Origin of the sequence: Mucilaginibacter phyllosphaerae, assembly GCF_004378255.1 — a bacterium.
Classification (GTDB): domain Bacteria; phylum Bacteroidota; class Bacteroidia; order Sphingobacteriales; family Sphingobacteriaceae; genus Mucilaginibacter; species Mucilaginibacter phyllosphaerae.
In genome coordinates this window covers 331,526-351,372 of sequence record NZ_SNQG01000003.1, presented here as the reverse complement: position 1 = coordinate 351,372, position 19,847 = coordinate 331,526, and the positions used below count along the sequence as shown (strand labels likewise).

At 44.3% G+C, this 19,847-nt stretch carries 21 protein-coding genes; 3 read left to right on the top strand and 18 right to left on the bottom strand.

All coding sequences use genetic code 11. The annotated features are described in order from the left end of the window. Positions 1-57: 57 nt before the first annotated feature. The 16 genes from nuoF to E2R65_RS09695 form a co-directional block, all read right to left on the bottom strand. Complete coding sequence (gene nuoF / locus E2R65_RS09770) at positions 58-1,422, bottom strand: NADH-quinone oxidoreductase subunit NuoF (protein ID WP_134336307.1); 1,365 nt, start codon at positions 1,420-1,422, stop codon at positions 58-60. Then, positions 1,422-1,946 carry an NADH-quinone oxidoreductase subunit NuoE family protein gene (locus E2R65_RS09765; RefSeq protein ID WP_134336306.1) on the bottom strand — a complete coding sequence of 175 codons (525 nt, stop codon included), beginning with the start codon at positions 1,944-1,946 and terminating at the stop codon, positions 1,422-1,424. The genes nuoF and E2R65_RS09765 overlap by 1 nt, the downstream gene beginning before the upstream one ends. Beyond that, positions 1,939-3,150, bottom strand: a complete 1,212-nt coding sequence (locus tag E2R65_RS09760) for an NADH-quinone oxidoreductase subunit D (protein ID WP_134336305.1) — start codon at positions 3,148-3,150, stop codon at positions 1,939-1,941. Before E2R65_RS09760 ends, E2R65_RS09765 begins: the two co-directional genes overlap by 8 nt. A gap of 6 nt (positions 3,151-3,156) precedes the next feature. After that, the gene (locus E2R65_RS09755; RefSeq protein WP_134336304.1) at positions 3,157-3,660 is read right to left on the bottom strand and encodes an NADH-quinone oxidoreductase subunit C; all 504 of its coding nucleotides are present in this window, start codon (positions 3,658-3,660) and stop codon (positions 3,157-3,159) included. Continuing rightward, a complete protein-coding gene (locus tag E2R65_RS09750; RefSeq protein WP_134336303.1) occupies positions 3,660-4,202 on the bottom strand; it encodes an NADH-quinone oxidoreductase subunit B in 543 nt (180 codons plus the stop codon). Before E2R65_RS09750 ends, E2R65_RS09755 begins: the two co-directional genes overlap by 1 nt. 195 nt (positions 4,203-4,397) lie before the next feature. Further along, the gene (locus tag E2R65_RS09745) at positions 4,398-4,769 is read right to left on the bottom strand and encodes an NADH-quinone oxidoreductase subunit A (RefSeq protein ID WP_121245499.1); all 372 of its coding nucleotides are present in this window, start codon (positions 4,767-4,769) and stop codon (positions 4,398-4,400) included. 73 nt (positions 4,770-4,842) lie between these two features. After that, positions 4,843-6,531, bottom strand: coding sequence for a tetratricopeptide repeat protein (locus tag E2R65_RS09740; RefSeq protein ID WP_134336302.1), 1,689 nt, complete (start codon positions 6,529-6,531; stop codon positions 4,843-4,845). Between the two features lie 29 nt (positions 6,532-6,560). Continuing rightward, entirely contained in the window at positions 6,561-7,475 is a 915-nt protein-coding gene (locus E2R65_RS09735) for a PstS family phosphate ABC transporter substrate-binding protein (protein WP_134336301.1), read from the bottom strand. Beyond that, positions 7,465-7,695, bottom strand: coding sequence for a hypothetical protein (locus tag E2R65_RS09730; protein ID WP_134336300.1), 231 nt, complete (start codon positions 7,693-7,695; stop codon positions 7,465-7,467). Before E2R65_RS09730 ends, E2R65_RS09735 begins: the two co-directional genes overlap by 11 nt. Before the next feature lie 7 nt (positions 7,696-7,702). After that, positions 7,703-8,527 carry an energy transducer TonB gene (locus E2R65_RS09725; RefSeq protein WP_134336299.1) on the bottom strand — a complete coding sequence of 275 codons (825 nt, stop codon included), beginning with the start codon at positions 8,525-8,527 and terminating at the stop codon, positions 7,703-7,705. Positions 8,528-8,560: 33 nt separating this feature from the next. Further along, the gene (locus E2R65_RS09720) at positions 8,561-9,094 is read right to left on the bottom strand and encodes an ExbD/TolR family protein (RefSeq protein ID WP_134336298.1); all 534 of its coding nucleotides are present in this window, start codon (positions 9,092-9,094) and stop codon (positions 8,561-8,563) included. 5 nt (positions 9,095-9,099) lie between these two features. After that, on the bottom strand, positions 9,100-9,717 hold the full coding sequence (locus E2R65_RS09715; protein WP_134336297.1) for an ExbD/TolR family protein: 618 nt from the start codon (positions 9,715-9,717) through the stop codon (positions 9,100-9,102). A 99-nt stretch (positions 9,718-9,816) separates the two neighbouring features. After that, positions 9,817-10,659, bottom strand: a complete 843-nt coding sequence (locus E2R65_RS09710) for a MotA/TolQ/ExbB proton channel family protein (RefSeq protein WP_134336296.1) — start codon at positions 10,657-10,659, stop codon at positions 9,817-9,819. Positions 10,660-10,956: 297 nt separating this feature from the next. Next, complete coding sequence (pckA, locus tag E2R65_RS09705; RefSeq protein WP_134336295.1) at positions 10,957-12,561, bottom strand: phosphoenolpyruvate carboxykinase (ATP); 1,605 nt, start codon at positions 12,559-12,561, stop codon at positions 10,957-10,959. A 158-nt stretch (positions 12,562-12,719) separates the two neighbouring features. After that, positions 12,720-13,055 carry a translation initiation factor gene (locus E2R65_RS09700; RefSeq protein ID WP_134336294.1) on the bottom strand — a complete coding sequence of 112 codons (336 nt, stop codon included), beginning with the start codon at positions 13,053-13,055 and terminating at the stop codon, positions 12,720-12,722. Positions 13,056-13,263: 208 nt separating this feature from the next. Then, positions 13,264-14,154 carry a diacylglycerol/lipid kinase family protein gene (locus tag E2R65_RS09695; RefSeq protein WP_134336293.1) on the bottom strand — a complete coding sequence of 297 codons (891 nt, stop codon included), beginning with the start codon at positions 14,152-14,154 and terminating at the stop codon, positions 13,264-13,266. A gap of 221 nt (positions 14,155-14,375) precedes the next feature. Between E2R65_RS09695 and metK the strand changes: the two genes are divergently transcribed. The 3 genes from metK to E2R65_RS09680 all read left to right on the top strand — a co-directional run bounded on the left by metK (position 14,376) and on the right by E2R65_RS09680 (position 17,504). Further along, on the top strand, positions 14,376-15,626 hold the full coding sequence (gene metK, locus E2R65_RS09690; protein WP_134336292.1) for a methionine adenosyltransferase: 1,251 nt from the start codon (positions 14,376-14,378) through the stop codon (positions 15,624-15,626). 533 nt (positions 15,627-16,159) lie between these two features. Then, on the top strand, positions 16,160-16,720 hold the full coding sequence (locus E2R65_RS09685) for an NUDIX domain-containing protein (protein ID WP_134336291.1): 561 nt from the start codon (positions 16,160-16,162) through the stop codon (positions 16,718-16,720). A 46-nt stretch (positions 16,721-16,766) separates the two neighbouring features. Next, positions 16,767-17,504, top strand: a complete 738-nt coding sequence (locus E2R65_RS09680; RefSeq protein WP_134336290.1) for a lysophospholipid acyltransferase family protein — start codon at positions 16,767-16,769, stop codon at positions 17,502-17,504. Between the two features lie 118 nt (positions 17,505-17,622). Here E2R65_RS09680 and ypfJ read toward each other — a convergent pair whose 3' ends face one another. Together ypfJ and E2R65_RS09670 are read right to left on the bottom strand one after the other, a co-directional pair. After that, the gene (gene ypfJ / locus E2R65_RS09675; protein WP_134336289.1) at positions 17,623-18,468 is read right to left on the bottom strand and encodes a KPN_02809 family neutral zinc metallopeptidase; all 846 of its coding nucleotides are present in this window, start codon (positions 18,466-18,468) and stop codon (positions 17,623-17,625) included. Between the two features lie 82 nt (positions 18,469-18,550). Next, positions 18,551-19,846, bottom strand: coding sequence for a M20/M25/M40 family metallo-hydrolase (locus tag E2R65_RS09670; RefSeq protein ID WP_134336288.1), 1,296 nt, complete (start codon positions 19,844-19,846; stop codon positions 18,551-18,553). Position 19,847: the final 1 nt, after the last annotated feature.

Below are 19,847 nucleotides of genomic sequence, written 5' to 3'. Positions count from 1 at the left end.
AAGCATTAGCGAATTAGTCTTCGACAAGCTCAGACTGACAACGCTTTTAATTTTGACTTACCCTGCTGCTTCTTCTAACTTCGGCAACGGATCTGCATAATGTGCAATACCAAAATTCCTGGTTGTTGCTTCATGCGGATGCGTTACATGCCATTCAAACTCGTCCCTGAAATGGCGGATAGCGCTGGCTACCGGCCATGCTGCTGCGTCGCCAAGCGGACAAATCGTATTACCTTCTATCTTTTTAGATACATCAACCAGCAGGTCCATATCGCTCATTTTACCATGGCCGTATTCCAGGCGGTGTAAAACTTTTTCCATCCAGCCGGTACCTTCGCGGCAAGGCGAACATTGTCCGCAGCTTTCGTGATGATAGAAACGGGCAAAGTTCCAGGTGTTTCTTACAATACACTGGTCTTCGTCATAAGCGATGAAACCACCAGATCCCATCATAGTACCACTTACAAAACCACCATCAGCTAATGATTCATAGCTCATCAGGCGGGCTTCGTTATTAATGGTTTTCAGGAACAGGTTAGCCGGTAAAATGGGTACGGATGAACCACCCGCAACAACCGCTTTTAAACGCTTGCCGTTGGCAATACCGCCACAATATTCGTCGCTGTATAAAAATTCTTCAACCGGTAATCCCAGGTCAATTTCGTAAACACCCGGTTTACGCAGGTTGCCACCGGCAGAGATCAGTTTAGTACCGGTACTGCGGCCTATACCTAATTTGGCATACTCGTCTCCACCTTCGTTAATGATAGGCACAACGGCTGCAATAGATTCTACGTTGTTAACCACGGTAGGGCAGCCATACAAACCTGCAATAGCCGGGAACGGTGGTTTGATCCTTGGGTTACCACGTTTACCTTCCAGTGATTCTAACAAAGCGGTTTCTTCACCACAGATATAAGCGCCACCACCCGGTTGTACATAAAGCTCCAGATCGTAACCTGTGCCTAAAATATTTTTACCTAAAAAGCCTTTTGCCTTTGCTTCGGCGATAGCTTTTTCCAGGATACGGATCTGCGGCATCATTTCGCCGCGTACGTATATGTATGATGTTTTTGCACCCAGCGCAAAGCTGGCTACGATCATGCCCTCAATCAATAAATGAGGGATATGGGTCATCAGATAACGGTCTTTAAAGGTACCGGGTTCAGATTCGTCGGCATTACAAACCAGGTAACGGGCAACACCCTCCGGTTTGGCCAGAAAGCTCCATTTCATCCCGGTAGGGAAACCTGCACCACCACGGCCGCGCAAGCCCGATTTTTTAACCTCTTCTACCACTTCGTCAGGGGTAAGGGTTTTCAGGGCTTTTTCAACAGCAGCGTAACCGCCTTTTGAGCGGTAAACATCGAATGTATTGATGCCGGGTACGTTTATATGTTCTAAAAGTAATTTACGTGCCATTAGTTGTTCGCCTTTCCTTTTAGGTCGCCAATCAGTTTATCAACTGATTCGGTGGTTAAATTTTCGTAAAAAGTATATTCGGGGCCAATTTGCAGCACCGGGCCAAAGCCACAGGCAGCAAGGCATTCTACACCTCTCCAGCTAAATAAGCCATCGGGGGTAACATCACCTTCCTTAACACCCAGCGTTTTTTCTATATGCTCCATTATCGGCGTTGCACCCACAATTTCGCAGGGGCCGGTACGGCAAACCTCTAACATATACTTGCCTTGCGGCTTTAAAAAGTACATGGTGTAAAATGATGCCACCTCATAAACCTCTATCGGCTGGATAGCAAGGTATTCGGCCACTTTATCCATGGCGGGTACGCTTGTCCAGCCAAACTCGGCCTGTACCAAATGCAGTATGGGCAATAAGGCCGATTTTTGTTTCCCCTCGGGGTAACGGCTCACCACATCAGCAAATTTGCTGATCAGCTCCGGCGAAAATGTTACCGGGGTATTGGTATCCTGTACACTAAGCATCTAACTCTCCGGCTATAACGTTTAAACTACTCATGTTAATAATAGCATCAGATAATAACATCCCCTTGCTCATGGGCGCGTACATCTGGTAATTGATGAAACTTGGCCTGCGGAAATGCAAACGGTACGGCGAGCGGCCACCATCGTTAACCAGGTAAAAGCCCAGTTCGCCGTTGGCACCTTCTACTGCGTGGTAAACTTCGGCAGTTGGGGTATCCACCTCGCCCATCACAATTTTAAAGTGATAGATCAGGGCTTCCATGTTATTATATACTTCCTCTTTTGGAGGCAGATAAAAGGCCGGTACATCCGCGTGGAATATATCGGTTGGTTCTTTTTCTATTTTGTTCAGCGCCTGCTCAATAATGCGCAGGCTTTGCCACATTTCTTCGTTACGTACCAAAAAGCGGTTATAAACGTCGCCATTCTCGCCAACAGGTACTTCAAAGTCAAAATCCTCGTAAGAGGAATACGGCTCCATCGCCCTAACATCATAATCTACACCGGTGGCGCGCAATATAGGGCCGCTCCAGCTGTAGCTTAATGCCTGCTCTGCAGTAACAGCAGCTACACCTTTTGTACGGTCTACAAAGATGCGGTTACGGTTAAACAGGGCTTCAAATTCCCGTAATACCGGCGGGAACCTTACCAGGAACTTACGGATCTTATCGAAGGCAATTTTATTAAAATTACGCTCGAAACCACCTATACGGCCAATGTTGGTTGTTAAACGCGAGCCGCAGATCTCTTCGTAGATCTCGTAGATCTCTTCGCGATGCTCCATCATGTACAAGAAACCTGTAAACGCGCCTGTATCTACGCCCAATACACCATTACAGATGATATGATCTGCAATGCGGGCCAGTTCCATGATAATTACACGCATGTAATCTACACGTTTTGGCGTTTGTATGTTCAGCAGTTTTTCTACCGTCATGTGCCAGCCCATGTTGTTGATGGGCGACGAGCAATAGTTAAGCCTGTCGGTAAGTGGCGTTATCTGGTAAAATGGGCGGTGCTCGGCAATTTTTTCAAATGCACGGTGTATGTAGCCAATGGTTGATACGCCGCTAACAATACGTTCGCCATCCATCTGCAGCACGTTCTGGAACACGCCGTGGGTTGCAGGGTGTGTGGGGCCCAGGTTGAGCGTAGAGTATTCGGTTTGCGGATCGTTGTCGGTATATACCGGGTGGTTTTGCATCTTATATTATCTCCCGAAAAAGTAATCTTTTTTATCAATACGGTTTGGATCTTCCAGCGGGAATTCTTTCCTCATCGGGAATACCGTCATGTCATCAACATTCAGTATCCGGCGCAGATCCGGGTGGCCGTCAAATATCACCCCAAAAAAGTCGTATGTTTCGCGCTCCATCCAGTTGGCACCATCCCAAATGGTTGATGCCGTTGGGATATGCAGGTCATCCAATGTCAGGAACACCTTTATACGAATGCGGGTGTTTGTTGTTAAGCTATGCAGGTGGTAAATTACACCTATCTGCTTTTCTTGATCCGGGTAATGAATGGCAGTAAGATCTGTTAAAAAGATAAACTGCAGGGCTGCATCTGTTTTTAAAAAAGTTAAAACATCCGTAATAACTTCTTTATTGGTTTCTACCGTAAGCAGGCCATAATCAGCACCTGTTTGGGCAACCTGTTCGCCAAATTTATCTGTAAGCTTTTGTAAAAGCGTTTCGTTAGCTATTTTACCCATTATTGAATTCCGTATTTAGCCAGCAATTCCTGGTATTTAGGCTCTTCACGGCGGCGTAAAGATTCTGTTCTAACCAATTGCTGGATAGCCATAAAACCGTCAATAATCGCTTCGGGGCGTGGCGGGCAGCCGGGCACGTACACATCCACCGGGATAACTTCGTCAATACCCTGCAAAACAGAGTAGGTATCAAAGATACCGCCGCTTGATGCGCAGGCACCAACAGCCATCACCCAGCGCGGTTCTGCCATTTGCAGGTAAACCTGGCGTAAAACCGGGCCCATTTTTTTAGATATGGTACCCATTACCATTAAAAGATCTGCCTGGCGGGGCGAAAAGCTTAAACGCTCGGCGCCAAACCTGCTTAAATCGTAATGCGAACCCATGGTAGCCATAAACTCGATACCGCAGCAGGATGTTGCGAATGGAAGCGGCCATAACGAGTTGGAACGCGCCAGCCCGATCGCCTTATCCATTGATGTGGCAAAAAAACCAGATCCTTCTACACCTGCCGGAGCCTCAACTATTTGAATATCACTCATTAATTCTTATCAATAAAATTAACTCATCAGTTAAACCGATAGGCAAATTTACAATAAATACGTTGTAACGAATACACTATGAATGCACAGGAATATATTTAGAATCAATCTAAACTATTAGGCGCTAACATCATTAATTTACCGCAAGGGATTTTGCAACCCATCGCCCGGATGATGAAAGTTGACCCGGAATGATTAATCCCAGTTTAAGGCGCCTTTTTTGATGATGTAAAAGAAACCTGCTAACAGGGTGCCCATAAAGATGAACATCTCTATCATCCCATCGCGGCCCAGATCGCGAAAGTTTACGGCCCAGGGATACATAAAAATAACCTCTACATCAAACAGTACAAAAAGTATGGCTACCAGGAAGTATTTGATAGACATGGGCGTACGGGCGTTACCAATTACCTCGATACCCGACTCGAACGGGGTAAGCTTATCTTTAGTAACACGCTTAGGGCCAATTTTGTGGGTTACAAACATGGTTGTAACAACAAAGCCCATTGCTACCAGCATCTGGAATATGATGGGCAAATAGTTAACCGGTAAACTTTTTAATTCCATGCTGCAAATATACAAATGAGCGGATAATAAAAAAGCCCCTTTTAAGGGGCTTTTTAAAATTATGCTGTATTAATTACTTGCCTTTAGCGGTACCACCTTTACGGGCAAAGAACGCTATAACCTGCTTATTAGCCGGGTCATTTTCTTTAGCTTTATTGTAGTTTTCTGTAGCCTTAGCCATATCCTTTTCTTTAAATTCGGCATAAGTTGCTAAGTAAACATAAGCTTCGGCAAGTTCTTTTTTAACTTTATCTGTTGGCGTACCGCCTTTAGCATTGGTTACTTCAATATATTTTTCGTAAAAAGGCTTGGCATAACCTACAATGTTATTACGGTCTTTATCTTTCAGCTCGTTTACACGTGCACGATAAAGATAAGCATCAGCAGTTGTTGGGCTTTTTTGGTTTACATAGCTAAACGCTGAATCTGCTTTGGCTATTATTGAATCTGCACCCGGCTTTTTATCGTCATATGCAAAATAATAACTAATACCTTCATAGAAGTGATCTAACAACTTAACGCCACGGCCTTTTTTAGTGAAAACATTATAAGCCTCGGCAGCTTCAAGATATTTCTTTTGCCCGTAAAGCGATTTAGCAATTTCCGGATAAACATCTACCTGTGTGGTATCAATTGCGATGGCTTTACGTAAAGAAGCTATACCTAATGAATCTTGCTTAGAAGCAATTTGTAAACGGCCCAGGTAAACATAATCACGCGGGATGATACGCTTCGGGTCTGCTTTAGTGATCCAGGTATTTATCGCGGCTAAACCAGCCGGATAATCTTTATTCTCGTAACCGGCGTATCCTAAATAACGATAAACCTTTAAGTTGCTGTTAGCTGCACCTGATAATGATTGTGCTTCTGTTTGTAAGGTTTTAAAATCACCAGACAATAGTAAGAAATCCGCATAACGCAAGCGAGATTCTATAGACAGATCAGTTAACGACAGGTATTTTTTGTACTGCTCGGTAGCTTCCTTAATTTTTGCTGATGCCATTTTAGGATCAGAAAACGCCCAGCGTACATCTGTTTCTGCCCACTCGCGGTAAGCAGGGCCGTAGTTAGGGTCGATAGCTAAAGCTGCCTTAAATTCAGTTTCTGAGCTTTCAAAGTTGTTGGCATATTTCCAGATAACACCTGTAGCAACTTTAGCATGGGCCAGCTTCGGATCAAGATCTAAAGCTGCCTGGTAGTTACTCAGGGCTTCGGTGTTTTTACTTTGTGTGCGCAACGCATCGCCCAGGGCTACCAGTATCTCGGCATCTTTAGGATTTACGGTTTTACCTTTGGTTAATACCGCTATTGCAGCATTAGCATCGGCAGCCGGTACCTTACCGTCTACATCGTTCAGCAGGTATGCCCGGCCCACGTATAAATACGGTTTGCTATCCTTACCTGCCAGTGCAACTGCCTGGTTAAAATTTGTAGTAGCGGTATTCCTGTCTTTATCTAAAAATGCTGCGGCACCTAAACCTGCATAGTTTAATGCTGATTTTGGGTTAACGGCAATACCTTTCTGAAAAATGGTTTTTGCAGAATCCGGATACTCCTGAAGAATGTACACCCAGCCCAGGTAAAAGAAATTCTCATCCTTGGTAGCTTGTGTAACGGTTAAATTTTTAAGCATCGATTTAGCTTTCTGGAACTGCTCGGCATCAATCGCTTTTTTTGCATCGGCTATACTCTGCGCAAAAACTGATGAACCTACAAGCGTCAGTGCTAATACTATTTTACTTATCTTACTGATCATTTTCATCTTAGTTTATTATGTGTATATAGTTAGTGTTAGTGTATTAAGTTTATTTCCCTTGAAGGGATAGAATCTGGCAACAAACCAGATTTTAATATGATCCTTTGTCCGCGTTCGCTGGCCAAAAATGAGGCAAACCCTGCTGCCAATCCTTTACGGCCCGTACAGTCTATGATATATAACGACCTGCTTAACGGATACAGATGTTGGACAAGTGTATTCTGCGAAGGTTTAAAGTACTCGTTGGGTGCAATTTTACTGTTTTCGTCTTTAACCCCAACTATTTTAACCTTGCTAACAGCGTCTGCATAGTCCTTATCGGGATCATTTAACCACGCAAAGCCTGTAATGCCTATCGAATTAGGGTGCGTGCTTACGTATTTTATTACCTCTTTACTGGAGTTTAGCGCGTAAATATTTTTCTGCTTAAATTCCTTGCTTCCTGTTATAGTCTTCAAATACCTTACCAAACTGGAGTTTGGGTTATCAAATACTATATTTTTATCTGTATTTAATTGCCCCAAAAGCGTGCTTTTTATTTGTTTTAATGATATCGTAGTATCGGCTGAAGCTTCATTTACAATTATGGCAACAGCATCTATGGCAAATTTGTTTACATCTGCTGTTAAAGTGCGCCTTTTTAATACGCCCAGTTCGGCTGTATCCAGGTTGCGGGATAGTATCACTGCACGAATCTTATCGTTTAACAGGTCGTTTACCACTTCGGCCTCAGGCTTGTAATCAAGTACCGGGTTAGATTCCGGGAAACTTGCCTTAAAAACATACAGTTCCTCGTCTAAAATAGGCGCAAAAGATTCGTCTGCACTAATTTTTATGGTTCCTGATGTAAACCCGTCAAGCGGGGCTTTGTTGCTTTTATTTTGCTGGCAACTTTGTAATATGGCTAAAAAAGTAATTCCCAATAGTAAGGGTTTATAATTAATTTTCATTCGGGTCCTTTCTTAAGTAACGCGAAAAACGCAGTACAGCGTATATTAAAATCACCACGCCAAATAGTGTACGTTGTGGCTGCTGGAACTTAATTGGGAAACCATCCCAAAACAGGATCATTAACCCCAATACGCAAAAGCATATAAATACAGTAACTCCTAAAATAAGCAAAAACCGCCTTTTGGGCGATTTTTGCTCTTCATTGTTATTTGATAACATTGATTTTTTATTCTGATGCAAGTGTAAAGTTTACAGGTATGCTGTATTGTACACGAACCGGACGCCCGTTTTGAATACCTGGTTTCCACTTAGGTGATTTTTTCAATACGCGGATAGCTTCCTCATCGGTACCGCTACCTAAACCACGCAGTACTTTAACATCTGTTAATGAACCATCGCGCTCTACTACGAAGGTTAAAACCACACGCCCTTGTACGTTGTTTTCTCTTGCTATAGCAGGGTATTTGATATTATTACTTAAATATTTACCAAATGCTGCATCACCACCAGGGAATGCCGGAACCTGCTCTACCGCGGTAAAGATCTGATTGGGGTTTTCCTCAACCACTTGTTTCACATCGGCGTTACCAACCGGCTCATCGATAGTGATGGCCTGGTTAGGGTCGCCTTTCTGGTCTTTTGGGCCCGGATCTGCAACTTCCAACTCTTTTACGGTTGGCGGTTCTTTTTCTCGCACCTCATTATCCGGTTTTACTACCGGAGGAGGGAAACGCACCTGGTCAACTTTTGGTTTTGGTGGTTCTGGTGGCGGGGGAGGTGGTTTAACCTCTTCGTTCACTGGAGGCGGAGGCAATACCACTTCGGTAACCTTTACCTTTTCATCAGCTTTGGGGATAAATCCCTCGATTGCATTGAGTATTGTTTTAAAAGATATAAGTAAAACAAATGCTGCTACACCAAAAATAAGGGCCTTGTTTGTATTACGAGGGTTATCTTTTCTTAGTTCGTATGCACCATAAGCTTTGTTACGGCCTGTAAAAACAACGTCAATCCACTGCTGGTTAAGTATGTCTAATTTTGATCCAAACATTATCTTATAACGTTAATTTACTTTAATAGTTCGTTAATAGTTTCCGTCACGCTTAAGCAATGCAACTTCAGCAGGCGTAATATCTACAATCGCGAACGACTGTATAGCGGTTATTTTCATTTCGTCCAAGGCATCAACCACATTTTTATAGTTGGCTTTGTCGCTTGGTTTAATTAATACAACCATGTATTTACCGGTGCTCGCCTGTACTTCCTTACTTTTTTCGATAAGCGTTTTGCGTAAACCATCTTTACCATAACCAATAGTTTCTGGTGCAGTATCGCCCGGTACACCAATAAACCATTCCAGTTTATCGTTTGCACCTAATAATAGCGTCATCGAACGTGATGCGGCAACCGGTAATTGATCGTCTACTTTTTCATCCTTGGCGGGCACAACCACATCCATAGCCTTAGGCTTAGATAGTGTGGTGGTCATGATAAAGAATGTAATCAGCAAGAAAGCAAGATCCACCATCGCGGTTAAATCCACACGTGTTGAAGCTTTTTTACTTCTTACTTTTCCGCCCTTTTTCCCCCCGCCGGAGGAGGTGTCTAATTCTGCCATTTTTTTTAATTTTTAGGTGCGCTCCTGACTGATGTGATCAGGCTAAATTTGTTAGCTTTTTGATTTTGGAGTATCCCGATTATCTTTTTGATCGTAGGGTACTCCTCTTTACTGTCGCCTTTGATAGATATCCTTAACGCTTTATTGTGCAAAGCAACGTCTGCTTTACGCGCTTCCCTGATCCAGTCAGCCAACTCGTTATTTGCTGTTGTATCTGCAGGGATACCCGGTTGTACATAAGCCTTACGCTTGTCGGCATCTAAATCCAAAAACTGCTGCATACGGTTCATCGGTACGCCGGAAACCTGCAGGTTAGAGAATGTTTGAAGCTGACCTGGTGTGAATTTAACGTTATACTTATCACCCATTTGTGTAAGGGTTTGTTTACGTATATCTGTACCATCAACCGTAAAGAAAATTTTACCCTTACCAACGGTTAACAAAAGCACGTTATCGTCTGGTATAGGCTGCTCAACCGATGAAGCAGGAACATCTACCGGAACAGGATCCTCTGTTCTTGGTTTTGCTGTTAATATGAAGAAAGTAAGCAACAGGAAAGCTACGTCGCACATGGCGGTCATATCTATTGCGGTGCTCTTTCTCCCGACTTTTACTCTTGGCATCTTTTTATCGTTTAAAAAATATTAATGTAAATATAGTTATTTAACGGATTCATCCAAATTATATTTTGTTAAAATGAATAAATCCGCATTAATATTTTATTACGCTCTGTTTTTATGTGAAGCAGAGAATGTTTGAACGATGCTGAAACCGGTTTCGTCAATTGCGTAAGTCAACTTGTCAATTTTTGAAGTGAACACATTGTACATTACAATTGATACAGCTGATGTACCGATACCTAATGCTGTGTTGATAAGTGCTTCAGAAATGTGAGTTGAAAGTTCTGATTGGTTTGGAGCACCAGATGCACCCAAGGTAGAGAACGCACCGATCATACCGATTACCGTACCTAACAAACCGGTTAATGTACCGATTGATACCAGGGTAGCGATGATAGTTAAGTTTTGCTCTAACATTGGCATCTCTAAAGCAGTTGCTTCTTCAATGTCTTTCTGGATAGCCAGGGCTTTCTGATCAACATCCATTGTTTGATCAACTTCCATTTCGCGGTATTTTTTCAAACCAGATTTGATAACGTTTGCTACCGAACCTTTTTGTTTGTCGCACTCAGCGTTTGCTGCTTCGATGTTACCTGAGTTTAAGAAAGCCTGAATTTTTCTAACGAAAGCATCTACGTTACCTGTACCAGAAGCTCTGCCGATTACGATGAACCTTTCGATTGAAAATACGATCACCATTAAAAGGTAAGAAAGGATGATAGGTACAATAACACCACCTTTGTGTACAGTACCGAAGATATCGCCCGGATTAGGATCGTTATCAGGGTTACCGCCTTTAAAATGGCTTGGGTGGCCTAAGATGAATACGAAGATACAAATTGCCACTACTATGCAAATAGGAATGGTCAAAGTTGCAAATGCGCCCGATGCACTTGAGCTTTCGTTTTTTACAGGAGTAGTTGGTTTTGTTGGTGCGTTTGCCATTACTTTTTAAATTTTAGTTTTCGTTTTGTTTGTAATATAAGTTAATAAAAATGTGTGCGTTTTAAGCGAATAACAAAAATAGAATTTAAATGAAATAAAAAAACTTTTTATGTTATTCTTTATAATTATTTAATATACAGCTTAAGCGGTTCTGCAAATTGGTGATTACATAACGCTCTTAAACAGAAAAATTGTCTGTACGGCAGACAATTTTTTACAATACAACCCATTTTTTTTAATAATAGCAAGCAAAAACTTGTAAAATGTATGTAACAGTAGTGATATACTTGCGTCTAACTACACTGTAATTACGGTGTTTGGCCCGGCATTTATAAGGTGTGCTGTATTATAACTGGCATATTTTTCAAAGTTTTTAACAAACGCATTCGCAAGCTTGTTTGCGCTTTCTTCGTAATTTTCTGCATTGGCCCAGGTATTCACGGGGTTTAAGATCTCGTCTGGCACGTTAGGGCAACTGCGGGGCATCATCATATTAAATACGGGGTGCGGGTGATAATCTGCATGGTTTAGCGCACCGCTGATGGCAGCATTGATCATGGCGCGGGTGTAAGCCAGTTTTATACGGCGGCCAACGCCATAGCCCCCGCCCGCCCAGCCGGTATTTACCAGCCATACATTTACCTGGTGCTCTTTAATTTTTTTACCCAACAGGTTGGCATAGGTTACCGGGTGCAATGGTAAAAAGGCCTCGCCAAAGCAGGCCGAAAAAGTGGCAACCGGCTCGGTAATGCCCGTTTCGGTACCCGCTATTTTAGCCGTGTAGCCCGATAAAAAGTGGTACATGGCCTGCTGGGGCGTTAATTTTGATATGGGTGGCAGCACCCCAAAGGCATCCGCCGTTAAAAAAAATATATTTTGGGGCGATGACGCTATTGACGGTGTAACCGCGCTGCTTACATTGGTTAAAGGGTAGGCAACACGGGTATTTTCGGTTTTATCCGTATTATTATAGTTAACCCTGCGCGTACCGGGTATAAAGTTTATATTCTCTAAAAGGGCGCCATATTTAACGGCGTTGAATATCTCCGGCTCGCTTTCGGCAGTAAGCCCGGTGCATTTGGCATAGCAGCCGCCCTCAAAGTTAAATATGGTATGGTCGCTCCAGCCGTGTTCGTCATCCCCTATCAGGCTGCGCCCCGGGTCGGCAGAGAGGGTGGTTTTGCCCGTGCCCGATAAGCCGAAAAAGATAGCGGTATCGCCTTTTACGCCGGTATTGGCCGCGCAATGCATAGACAGCACCTGCCTGTCATGCGGTAAAATAAAGTTCAGTACCGAAAAAATACCCTTTTTAATTTCGCCGGTGTAGCCCGTGCCACCTATCAGGATAATTTTTTTGCTAAAGCTGATGATCGAGAAATTGGGTTGGCGTGTACCATCGGTTTCCGGGTCGGCCGTAAAGCCGGGCGCTGCAATAATGGTCCATTCGGGCCGGCTTTCGGGGTCGGCAATCTCGGGGCGGATGAACAGGTGATGCACAAACAGGTTTTGATAGGCCGTCTCGGTAACTACACGGATATCTATATGGTATTTTTCGTTAGCGCAGGCACAGGCATCGCGCACAAAAATCTCTTTGCCGGCCAGGTATTTAGTTACCTTATTATATAGGGCATTAAATTTGGCACCATCAAACTTAAAATTAACACTGCCCCACCATACCGCATCATGCGTAACATGGTCATCAACAATAAAGCGGTCCTTTGGAGACCGGCCGGTAAACTTGCCCGTATCAATAGCCAGGGCGCCGGTATCGCTCAATACACCTTCGGTCCGTTTAATGGCAGCTTCAACAAGTTGTGCGGGGGTTAACTGGTAAAAAACAGTAAGGCTTTTACCCAGGTTTAGATACCCTAAATCGGGCAACTGCTTGGTAGTGGTATTCATCAGGAAGATAATTTATAATTGGTTGCCCAAAATTACCCTTTTGATACACTAAGAAACAAATTTTTTAAGGTATTTATTTACATAATGTATATTTTACACACCACATAAATCACTTAAAATCAACACTTAACGGTTAAAATATTTTTTAACTGAATACACTATCCTCCGGCTTTTTTAGCCTTATACCCATCCGCCTGCAGCATGGCAAGCACCTTATCCCTAAAATCTCCCTGCAGTAGTATTTCGCCGTCTTTAACAGAGCCGCCCACGCCACATTTTGTTTTTAGTTTTTTGCCGATGGTTTCCAGGTCGCCGGCAAGGCCAATAAAACCGCTTACACGGGTTACCAGTTTATTACCTTTTATCCTGTCTAAAAATATTTTTAAATTTTGCTGCTGTGCAGGTAAAGTTTGCTGCTCGCCGCCGCCTTCTTGCTGATACTGAAAATCAGGGTCGGTAGAGTACATGATGCCTGTAAAATTCTTCTTTGCCATATAAGCCCCCTTTAAACGGCGTAGCCCTCATGAACACCATAAAAACTACACCTGTAAATTATCTCCCCGGTAGGGATACTTTTATTTTATATTGTTTTTTAACCCTTATTTCTAAAGCCCTCCCTCTCGGCGAGGGTTTGGGGTGCGGCCTTTTAGCCGTTCTTCTCTAAAGCCCTCCCTCCCGGAGAAGGGTTTGGGTGAAGCCTTTTTATTTATGATATGATGCGCCAACTATTACATTCAAGGCATCGGGCACTACCTGTATATCAATAGCCGTGCCTGCAACCTGCGGCTCGCCATCCAGGTGAATAGGGCCTTCCTGCTGCCGGGTGATCTGGATGTGCTTGCCTTTAATGATCTCTACATACCTGGAGCTATCGGCTGTTTTGGTAAACATCCGCAGGCCCATTTCCGGAAAGCGCCACAGCGGGAACGGTTTAATGATGCAAACATCCAGCAAACCATCCTGTACAGATGCCGTTGGCGATACGTGCGCATTATTACCATACTGTGATGAATTGGCCATACTCAGCATAAAGGCTTCGCGGTTATAAGCAACCCCGTCGATTTCAATATGATAGTTTTTAGATTGATAGGTAGAGATTTCTTTTACAGATGATTTAAAATAACTTACAAACCCACGCTTTGCGCTGCCATGGGCAAATACATGGCTAATGTGGGCATCAAACCCCATCCCGGCCATATTAAAAAACCATTGCCCGTTCATCTGCCCGGCATCAATGGTTATTGCCCTTGCCTGGTTAAGCGTTTTAAAGGCTTCCTCTACGTTCATCGGGATATTCAGGAATCTGGATAAGCCATTGCCCGACCCATAGGGGATAACCCCCAAAACAGTATCTGTATTTACAATGCCCGATGCCACCTCGTTAACCGTGCCATCGCCGCCAACGGCAACAACAATATCGTACTCGCCAACAGCTGCCTTTGCCAGGCCATTGGCATGGAATATCCCCGTGGTAAACTCTATATCGTAATCAAAAATAGTTGGGTCAACGTATTTCTGTACAAGATCCGGCACCCCATCCTTTTTTTTCCCGCCCGATACCGGGTTTATGATAAATAACGCTTTCCTTTTCAACTATATAAGTTTACAAGCGGCAAAAGTAAATGTATTTTCGGCTTTGTGAAAAATTGTTTTATTTTTGCCTCCCGAAAGTGGACTGATTTAATGCCCCAATGTTGATAACCACAACAGCGGGACTGGATTGCAACCACGTAAAAAAGTGCTAACCCTGCTCCTTTTACTACGTAAAAATAAATCCTTACCTTTCGGTTTTAACGTTTATTACATAACATACTATGCCATACTTATTTACATCGGAATCCGTGTCAGAAGGGCATCCGGATAAAGTTGCCGACCAGATATCGGACGCGTTAATTGATAACTTTTTAGCATTCGACCCCGAGTCAAAAGTGGCTTGCGAAACCCTGGTAACAACCGGGCAGGTTATTTTAGCCGGAGAGGTAAAATCAAAAACTTATTTAGACGTACAAAAAATTGCCCGCGATGTAATTAACCGCATTGGTTATACCAAGGGCGAATATATGTTTGACGGTAACTCCTGCGGTGTGCTATCGGCCATTCATGAGCAATCGCCGGATATTAACCAGGGTGTTGACCGTACCTCGAAAGAAGAACAGGGCGCGGGCGACCAGGGTATGATGTTTGGCTATGCCACCATCGAAACGGATAACTATATGCCTTTGGCTTTAGATATTGCGCATGCCTTATTACGCGAGCTTGCTGCCATCCGCCGCGAAAATACCGACATTAAGTACCTGCGCCCGGATGCAAAATCGCAGGTTACTTTAGAATACAGCGATGATAACCAGCCTACCCGGATAGATGCCATCGTGATATCTACCCAGCACGATGATTTTGACGAAGAGCAGGCGATGCTACAGAAGATCAGCAGCGATATCATCAGCATCCTTATCCCCCGTATCAAGGCTAAATATCCAAAATACGCCCACTTTTTTAATAACGATATTAAATACCATATTAACCCAACCGGTAAATTTGTTATCGGCGGCCCGCATGGCGATACCGGTTTAACCGGCCGCAAGATAATTGTGGATACTTACGGTGGCAAAGGCGCCCACGGTGGTGGCGCATTCAGCGGTAAAGACCCATCAAAGGTTGACCGCTCTGCTGCTTACGCAACCCGCCACATCGCTAAAAACCTGGTAGCTGCCGGCGTTTGCAACGAGGTGTTGGTGCAGGTATCATACGCTATTGGTGTTGCACAGCCTATGGGTATTTATGTAAATACCTACGGTACCGCCAAGGTGAGCTTAAACGACGGCGAGATAGCTAAAAAAGTAGAGGAGATCTTTAACATGACGCCTTACGCTATCGAAACCCGCTTTAAACTGCGTAACCCTATTTACAGCGAAACCGCCGCTTATGGCCACTTTGGCCGCCCAAACGAAACGGTTACCAAATCATTCCACGCGCACGATGGCAGCATTGTAACCCGCGAGGTAGAATTATTTACCTGGGAAAAGCTGGACTACGTAGATCAGGTTAAAAGCGCCTTCGGTTTGTAATATCAACCGGTATATTATACAAAGGCGCGCCAAATGGTGCGCCTTTTTTGCTTGGGCTAAATATCGCTTGCATAAGACGCTGCAGAGACGCGATACTTCGCGCCTCCAACATATTTACGAGACAGGTACCGTAGAGGCGCGATACTTCGCGCCTCCAACATGGTACGAGCCAAGTACTGTAGAGACGCGATACTTCGCGTCTCCAACATGTTACGAACCAGGCACTGTAGAGACGCGATACTTCGCGTCTCCAACATATTACGAGACAGGTACTGTAGAGGCGCGATACTTCGCGTCTCCAACATATTACGAGACAGGTTCTGTAGAGACGCGATACTTCGCGTATCCAACATATTACGAGACAGGTTCTGTAGAGACGCGATACTTCGCGTCTCCAACACATTACGAGGCGGGTACTGTAAAGACGCGATACTTCGCGTCTCCAACATGCAAAGCCAGTACACAAGCATCTTTGTACATAATTGACATGGGTGTAAAACACGCGTTAATGCGGGAATATTTTATCTTTGAATATGCAACACCCCGAAGCCAACCCCTGGAAGATCACCTCGGAAAAAAAGATCTATGATAACCCCTGGATAAACGTAACCGAGTACCAGGTGATCAACCCATCCGGCAATCCGGGTATTTATGGGCAGGTGCATTACAAAAACCTGGCTATTGGTATTTTGCCTCTGGATGACGAAATGAACACCTACCTGGTTGGCCAATATCGCTTTACCCTTAACCAATACAGCTGGGAACTGCCGGAAGGCGGCGGCATCATCGGGGTAGACCCGCTGGAATCTGCCAAACGCGAATTACTGGAAGAAACCGGCTTAAAGGCATCCAGATGGGACGAGATCCAGCGGATGCACCTATCCAACTCGGTAAGTGATGAACTTTGCATTCTGTATATTGCCCGCGGCCTGGAACAGCATGAAGCCGAACCGGAAGAAACCGAACAGCTGATGGTTAAAAAAGTGCCTTTTGAGGACGTTTACAGGATGGTTTGCGGTGGTCAGATAACCGATTCGCTGGCGGTAGCCGCAGTGCTGAAGGCGCGCCTGATGCAGTTGGAGAACACTTTATAAAATCCTTATTATCAATTCCTCAAAAAAAATTAAATTTGCGGCCTTGATGAAAAAGTTTTTAGGCTACATTCTTTCTCCGTTTGCCATATTAGCATTCTTTTTACTACTGGTGATATTCCATCCCATACAATGGCTGTGTTTAAAATTGGGCGGATACAGTGCGCACAAGCGATCGGTAGATATCCTGAACTTTTTTTTGCTGCATACTGCCTATATCCTGTTCAACCGCATCATCTTTATTAACAAACAAAGTTTACCTGTGGGCAGGCCCATTATATTCCTGGCCAACCATCAAAGCTTGTTTGATATCCCGCCCATGATCTATTATCTGCGTAAATACCACGCCAAGTTTATATCAAAGGTAGAGCTGGCTAAAGGCATCCCTTCTATCTCATTTAACCTCAGGCATGGCGGCGGTGCAAATATCGACCGTAAAGATTCGCGCCAATCCATCACCGAACTGGCCAAATTTGCCGGCCGGATGAAGGCTAATAACTGGGGCGCCGTGATCTTCCCTGAAGGGACACGATCGAAAGACGGCAGGGTAAAGCCATTCCGTGCGGCAGGCATAGCTACCTTGTTAAAAAAATGCCCCAATGCGCTGCTGGTGCCGGTTGCCATTACCGATAGCTGGAAGATGATCCAATACGGCATGTACCCCATGAATACTTTTACACCTATGAAGTGGGAAGTATTAGAACCTATAGAACCCCACACGGCCCCCATTGAAGAACTGGTACAACTTGCCGAAGACCGCATCAGGGCAATTGTTGCCCCCAATTGAATTTAAAAAACACTAAACATCTGACTACGAGATACTTTAAAAACGTTCACGGTGTTCACCAACCGTGAACGTGAACACCCTGCCCGGCGGTAAGGGGAAGTAATGCCCGCTAATCTACTTACTCCAGGTCTGCAGCGGCAAAGGTATTACCCTGGCTTACATCGCCTGTTTCATAACCTTTTTTGAACCAATACATGCGCTGTGCACTGGTGCCATGGGTAAAACTATCCGGGTGCACTTCTCCCTGGTATTCTTTCTGCAGTCGGTCGTCGCCTATCTGGTGGGCTGCGTTCAAAGCCTCTTCAATATCACCGGGGTCTAACACCTTTTTATCATTTTTTTGGTAATAGGCCCAGATCCCGGCATAAAAATCTGCCTGCAATTCCAGCTTAACCGATAGCTTGTTATACTCCTCCTTGCTCATCTGCTGGCGCGCCTGATCCATTTTGGCTGTTACGCCAAGCAAATCCTGTACGTGGTGCCCAACCTCATGCGCTATAACGTAGGCCTGTGCAAAATCACCCGCAGCCCCAAACTTGTTAGATAATTCATCAAAAAAAGACAGATCGATATAAACCTTTTGATCGCCAGGGCAATAAAACGGCCCCGTTTCAGCGCCGGCCTGTCCGCAAGCGGTATTTACAGCGGCTTCAAAAAAGTGCATAGTGGGCTTTTCATAGGTTTTGCCCATGTCGTTAAAAAGCTTGGTCCATGTGTCTTCGGTATCTGCCAGTACTACTTTGGCAAACTTTTTTTCTTTGGTATCTGCTACGGCAGTTGTATTATTTTGCTGGGAGCCACCACCCTGTACGCCGTTAAGTACTGCCGATGGGTCTATCCCGGTAAAAAAGTATATGGCCGCTGCAATAATGCCAACAACACCGCCGCCAAGTGCTAAACCACGGCCGCCACTTGAACTGCCATCTTCTGTATTACTGCTTTCGCGTCTGCCCATCCATTGCATAATATTCCTGTTTAGTTTAGCCAATAAACAGCAAGGCCCAAACAATTGTTTGGGCCTTGCAAAATACCTGACACCTAAAATCTTATTGTTTAGGGATCCTTGTTGGGGTATCCTTACCAGATACGATACTACGCGAACTTAATGCAATAGCGCGGATAGTAGCCACAATGTTATTTACATCCAGGCTGCTGTATTCATCCTTTACCGTGTGATAAAGCTTATCTGTAGGGATCTGGTCGGTAGAGATCGTATGCGCGGGCACACCTAAAGCGGCCAAGGTAGCGTTATCGCTGCGGTAAAACAGGTTTTGTTCGGGGTATGGGTCCGGATAAAACTTAAAGGCGGTGCCTTCCAGGTTCTTTTGCAGGATAGTACCAAAATCCGACCGTTCAAATCCGGTTATAAAAGCGGAGTTCTCACCAAATTTTGCAGCCTTACCGATCATCTCGATATTAAAAAGCGTGACCACTTTTTCAGGATCTAACTGTTTAGAAAAATACTGCGAACCGTAACCACCTATCTCTTCGGCCGTGAAGGCTACAAATACCAGTGTGCGTTCATTATTATTTAGCTTTTTATAATATTTAGCCAATGCAATTACCGCCGTTGTACCCGATGCATCATCATCGGCGCCATTGGCTATGCTATCGCCTTCCATTGGTTTAATGATACCCAAATGATCATAATGGCCGCCAAAAACCACATATTCATCCGGTTTTGATTTGCCGGGAAGCATCCCCACAATATTACTAAGCGGCAATTTTTCTGTTTTTACCTCGCAGCTAACCTCAAAACTTTTTGGCTCGGCAGCGCCAAGTACATAAGTTACAGGCTGCGCAGGCCCCCTGTCATCACTAATAATACTGCCTTTAACAGCCCTATCGCGGATACGTTTAAAAAGGCCACCCATAGAAGCGTCTAAAAGCACAAGCAACTTTTTACCGCTGCGCATCGCTGCTCCTATTTGCGTACGGTAGTTTTTTTCTTCTGTAATGCTGATGACCTTTACCGTAGTATCGCTTTTCCAATTAAAGGGCAGCCCTGTTGTAATCGCTATCTTATCATCGGCTACAGGCGTACCGTCAAAAATAACTTTTGGGTTAACCGGTGCCACACGTGTTTGTGCAAATGTTTGCCGGTAACCGGTAGCGCCGGCCATTGGTTTTAGCCCGGCAGCCTTAAATTCGCCCTCTATAAAAGTGGCGGCTTTGTCAATCCCTTTTGTGAAAGTACCACGGCCTTCCATATCATCTGCACTCAGGGTTTTAATGATGCGTTCTACATCAGCCTGATTAATTAATTTATTTACATCCTGGCAAAAGGCAAGGGTTGGTGTTAGGGCTAAAGCGGTAACCGCTATTAAATTTTTAAATCTCATT

What these genes read in the sequence shown, in the direction of transcription:
- nuoF (WP_134336307.1), bottom strand. Translation starts at nt 1,422, where the DNA reads ATGGCACGTAAATTACTTTTAGAACATATAAACGTACCCGGCATCAAT.
- E2R65_RS09765 (WP_134336306.1), bottom strand. Translation starts at nt 1,946, where the DNA reads ATGCTTAGTGTACAGGATACCAATACCCCGGTAACATTTTCGCCGGAG.
- E2R65_RS09760 (WP_134336305.1), bottom strand. Translation starts at nt 3,150, where the DNA reads ATGCAAAACCACCCGGTATATACCGACAACGATCCGCAAACCGAATAC.
- E2R65_RS09755 (WP_134336304.1), bottom strand. Translation starts at nt 3,660, where the DNA reads ATGGGTAAAATAGCTAACGAAACGCTTTTACAAAAGCTTACAGATAAA.
- E2R65_RS09750 (WP_134336303.1), bottom strand. Translation starts at nt 4,202, where the DNA reads ATGAGTGATATTCAAATAGTTGAGGCTCCGGCAGGTGTAGAAGGATCT.
- E2R65_RS09745 (WP_121245499.1), bottom strand. Translation starts at nt 4,769, where the DNA reads ATGGAATTAAAAAGTTTACCGGTTAACTATTTGCCCATCATATTCCAG.
- E2R65_RS09740 (WP_134336302.1), bottom strand. Translation starts at nt 6,531, where the DNA reads ATGAAAATGATCAGTAAGATAAGTAAAATAGTATTAGCACTGACGCTT.
- E2R65_RS09735 (WP_134336301.1), bottom strand. Translation starts at nt 7,475, where the DNA reads ATGAAAATTAATTATAAACCCTTACTATTGGGAATTACTTTTTTAGCC.
- E2R65_RS09730 (WP_134336300.1), bottom strand. Translation starts at nt 7,695, where the DNA reads ATGTTATCAAATAACAATGAAGAGCAAAAATCGCCCAAAAGGCGGTTT.
- E2R65_RS09725 (WP_134336299.1), bottom strand. Translation starts at nt 8,527, where the DNA reads ATGTTTGGATCAAAATTAGACATACTTAACCAGCAGTGGATTGACGTT.
- E2R65_RS09720 (WP_134336298.1), bottom strand. Translation starts at nt 9,094, where the DNA reads ATGGCAGAATTAGACACCTCCTCCGGCGGGGGGAAAAAGGGCGGAAAA.
- E2R65_RS09715 (WP_134336297.1), bottom strand. Translation starts at nt 9,717, where the DNA reads ATGCCAAGAGTAAAAGTCGGGAGAAAGAGCACCGCAATAGATATGACC.
- E2R65_RS09710 (WP_134336296.1), bottom strand. Translation starts at nt 10,659, where the DNA reads ATGGCAAACGCACCAACAAAACCAACTACTCCTGTAAAAAACGAAAGC.
- pckA (WP_134336295.1), bottom strand. Translation starts at nt 12,561, where the DNA reads ATGAATACCACTACCAAGCAGTTGCCCGATTTAGGGTATCTAAACCTG.
- E2R65_RS09700 (WP_134336294.1), bottom strand. Translation starts at nt 13,055, where the DNA reads ATGGCAAAGAAGAATTTTACAGGCATCATGTACTCTACCGACCCTGAT.
- metK (WP_134336292.1), top strand. Translation starts at nt 14,376, where the DNA reads ATGCCATACTTATTTACATCGGAATCCGTGTCAGAAGGGCATCCGGAT.
- E2R65_RS09685 (WP_134336291.1), top strand. Translation starts at nt 16,160, where the DNA reads ATGCAACACCCCGAAGCCAACCCCTGGAAGATCACCTCGGAAAAAAAG.
- E2R65_RS09680 (WP_134336290.1), top strand. Translation starts at nt 16,767, where the DNA reads ATGAAAAAGTTTTTAGGCTACATTCTTTCTCCGTTTGCCATATTAGCA.
- ypfJ (WP_134336289.1), bottom strand. Translation starts at nt 18,468, where the DNA reads ATGCAATGGATGGGCAGACGCGAAAGCAGTAATACAGAAGATGGCAGT.
- E2R65_RS09670 (WP_134336288.1), bottom strand. Translation starts at nt 19,846, where the DNA reads ATGAGATTTAAAAATTTAATAGCGGTTACCGCTTTAGCCCTAACACCA.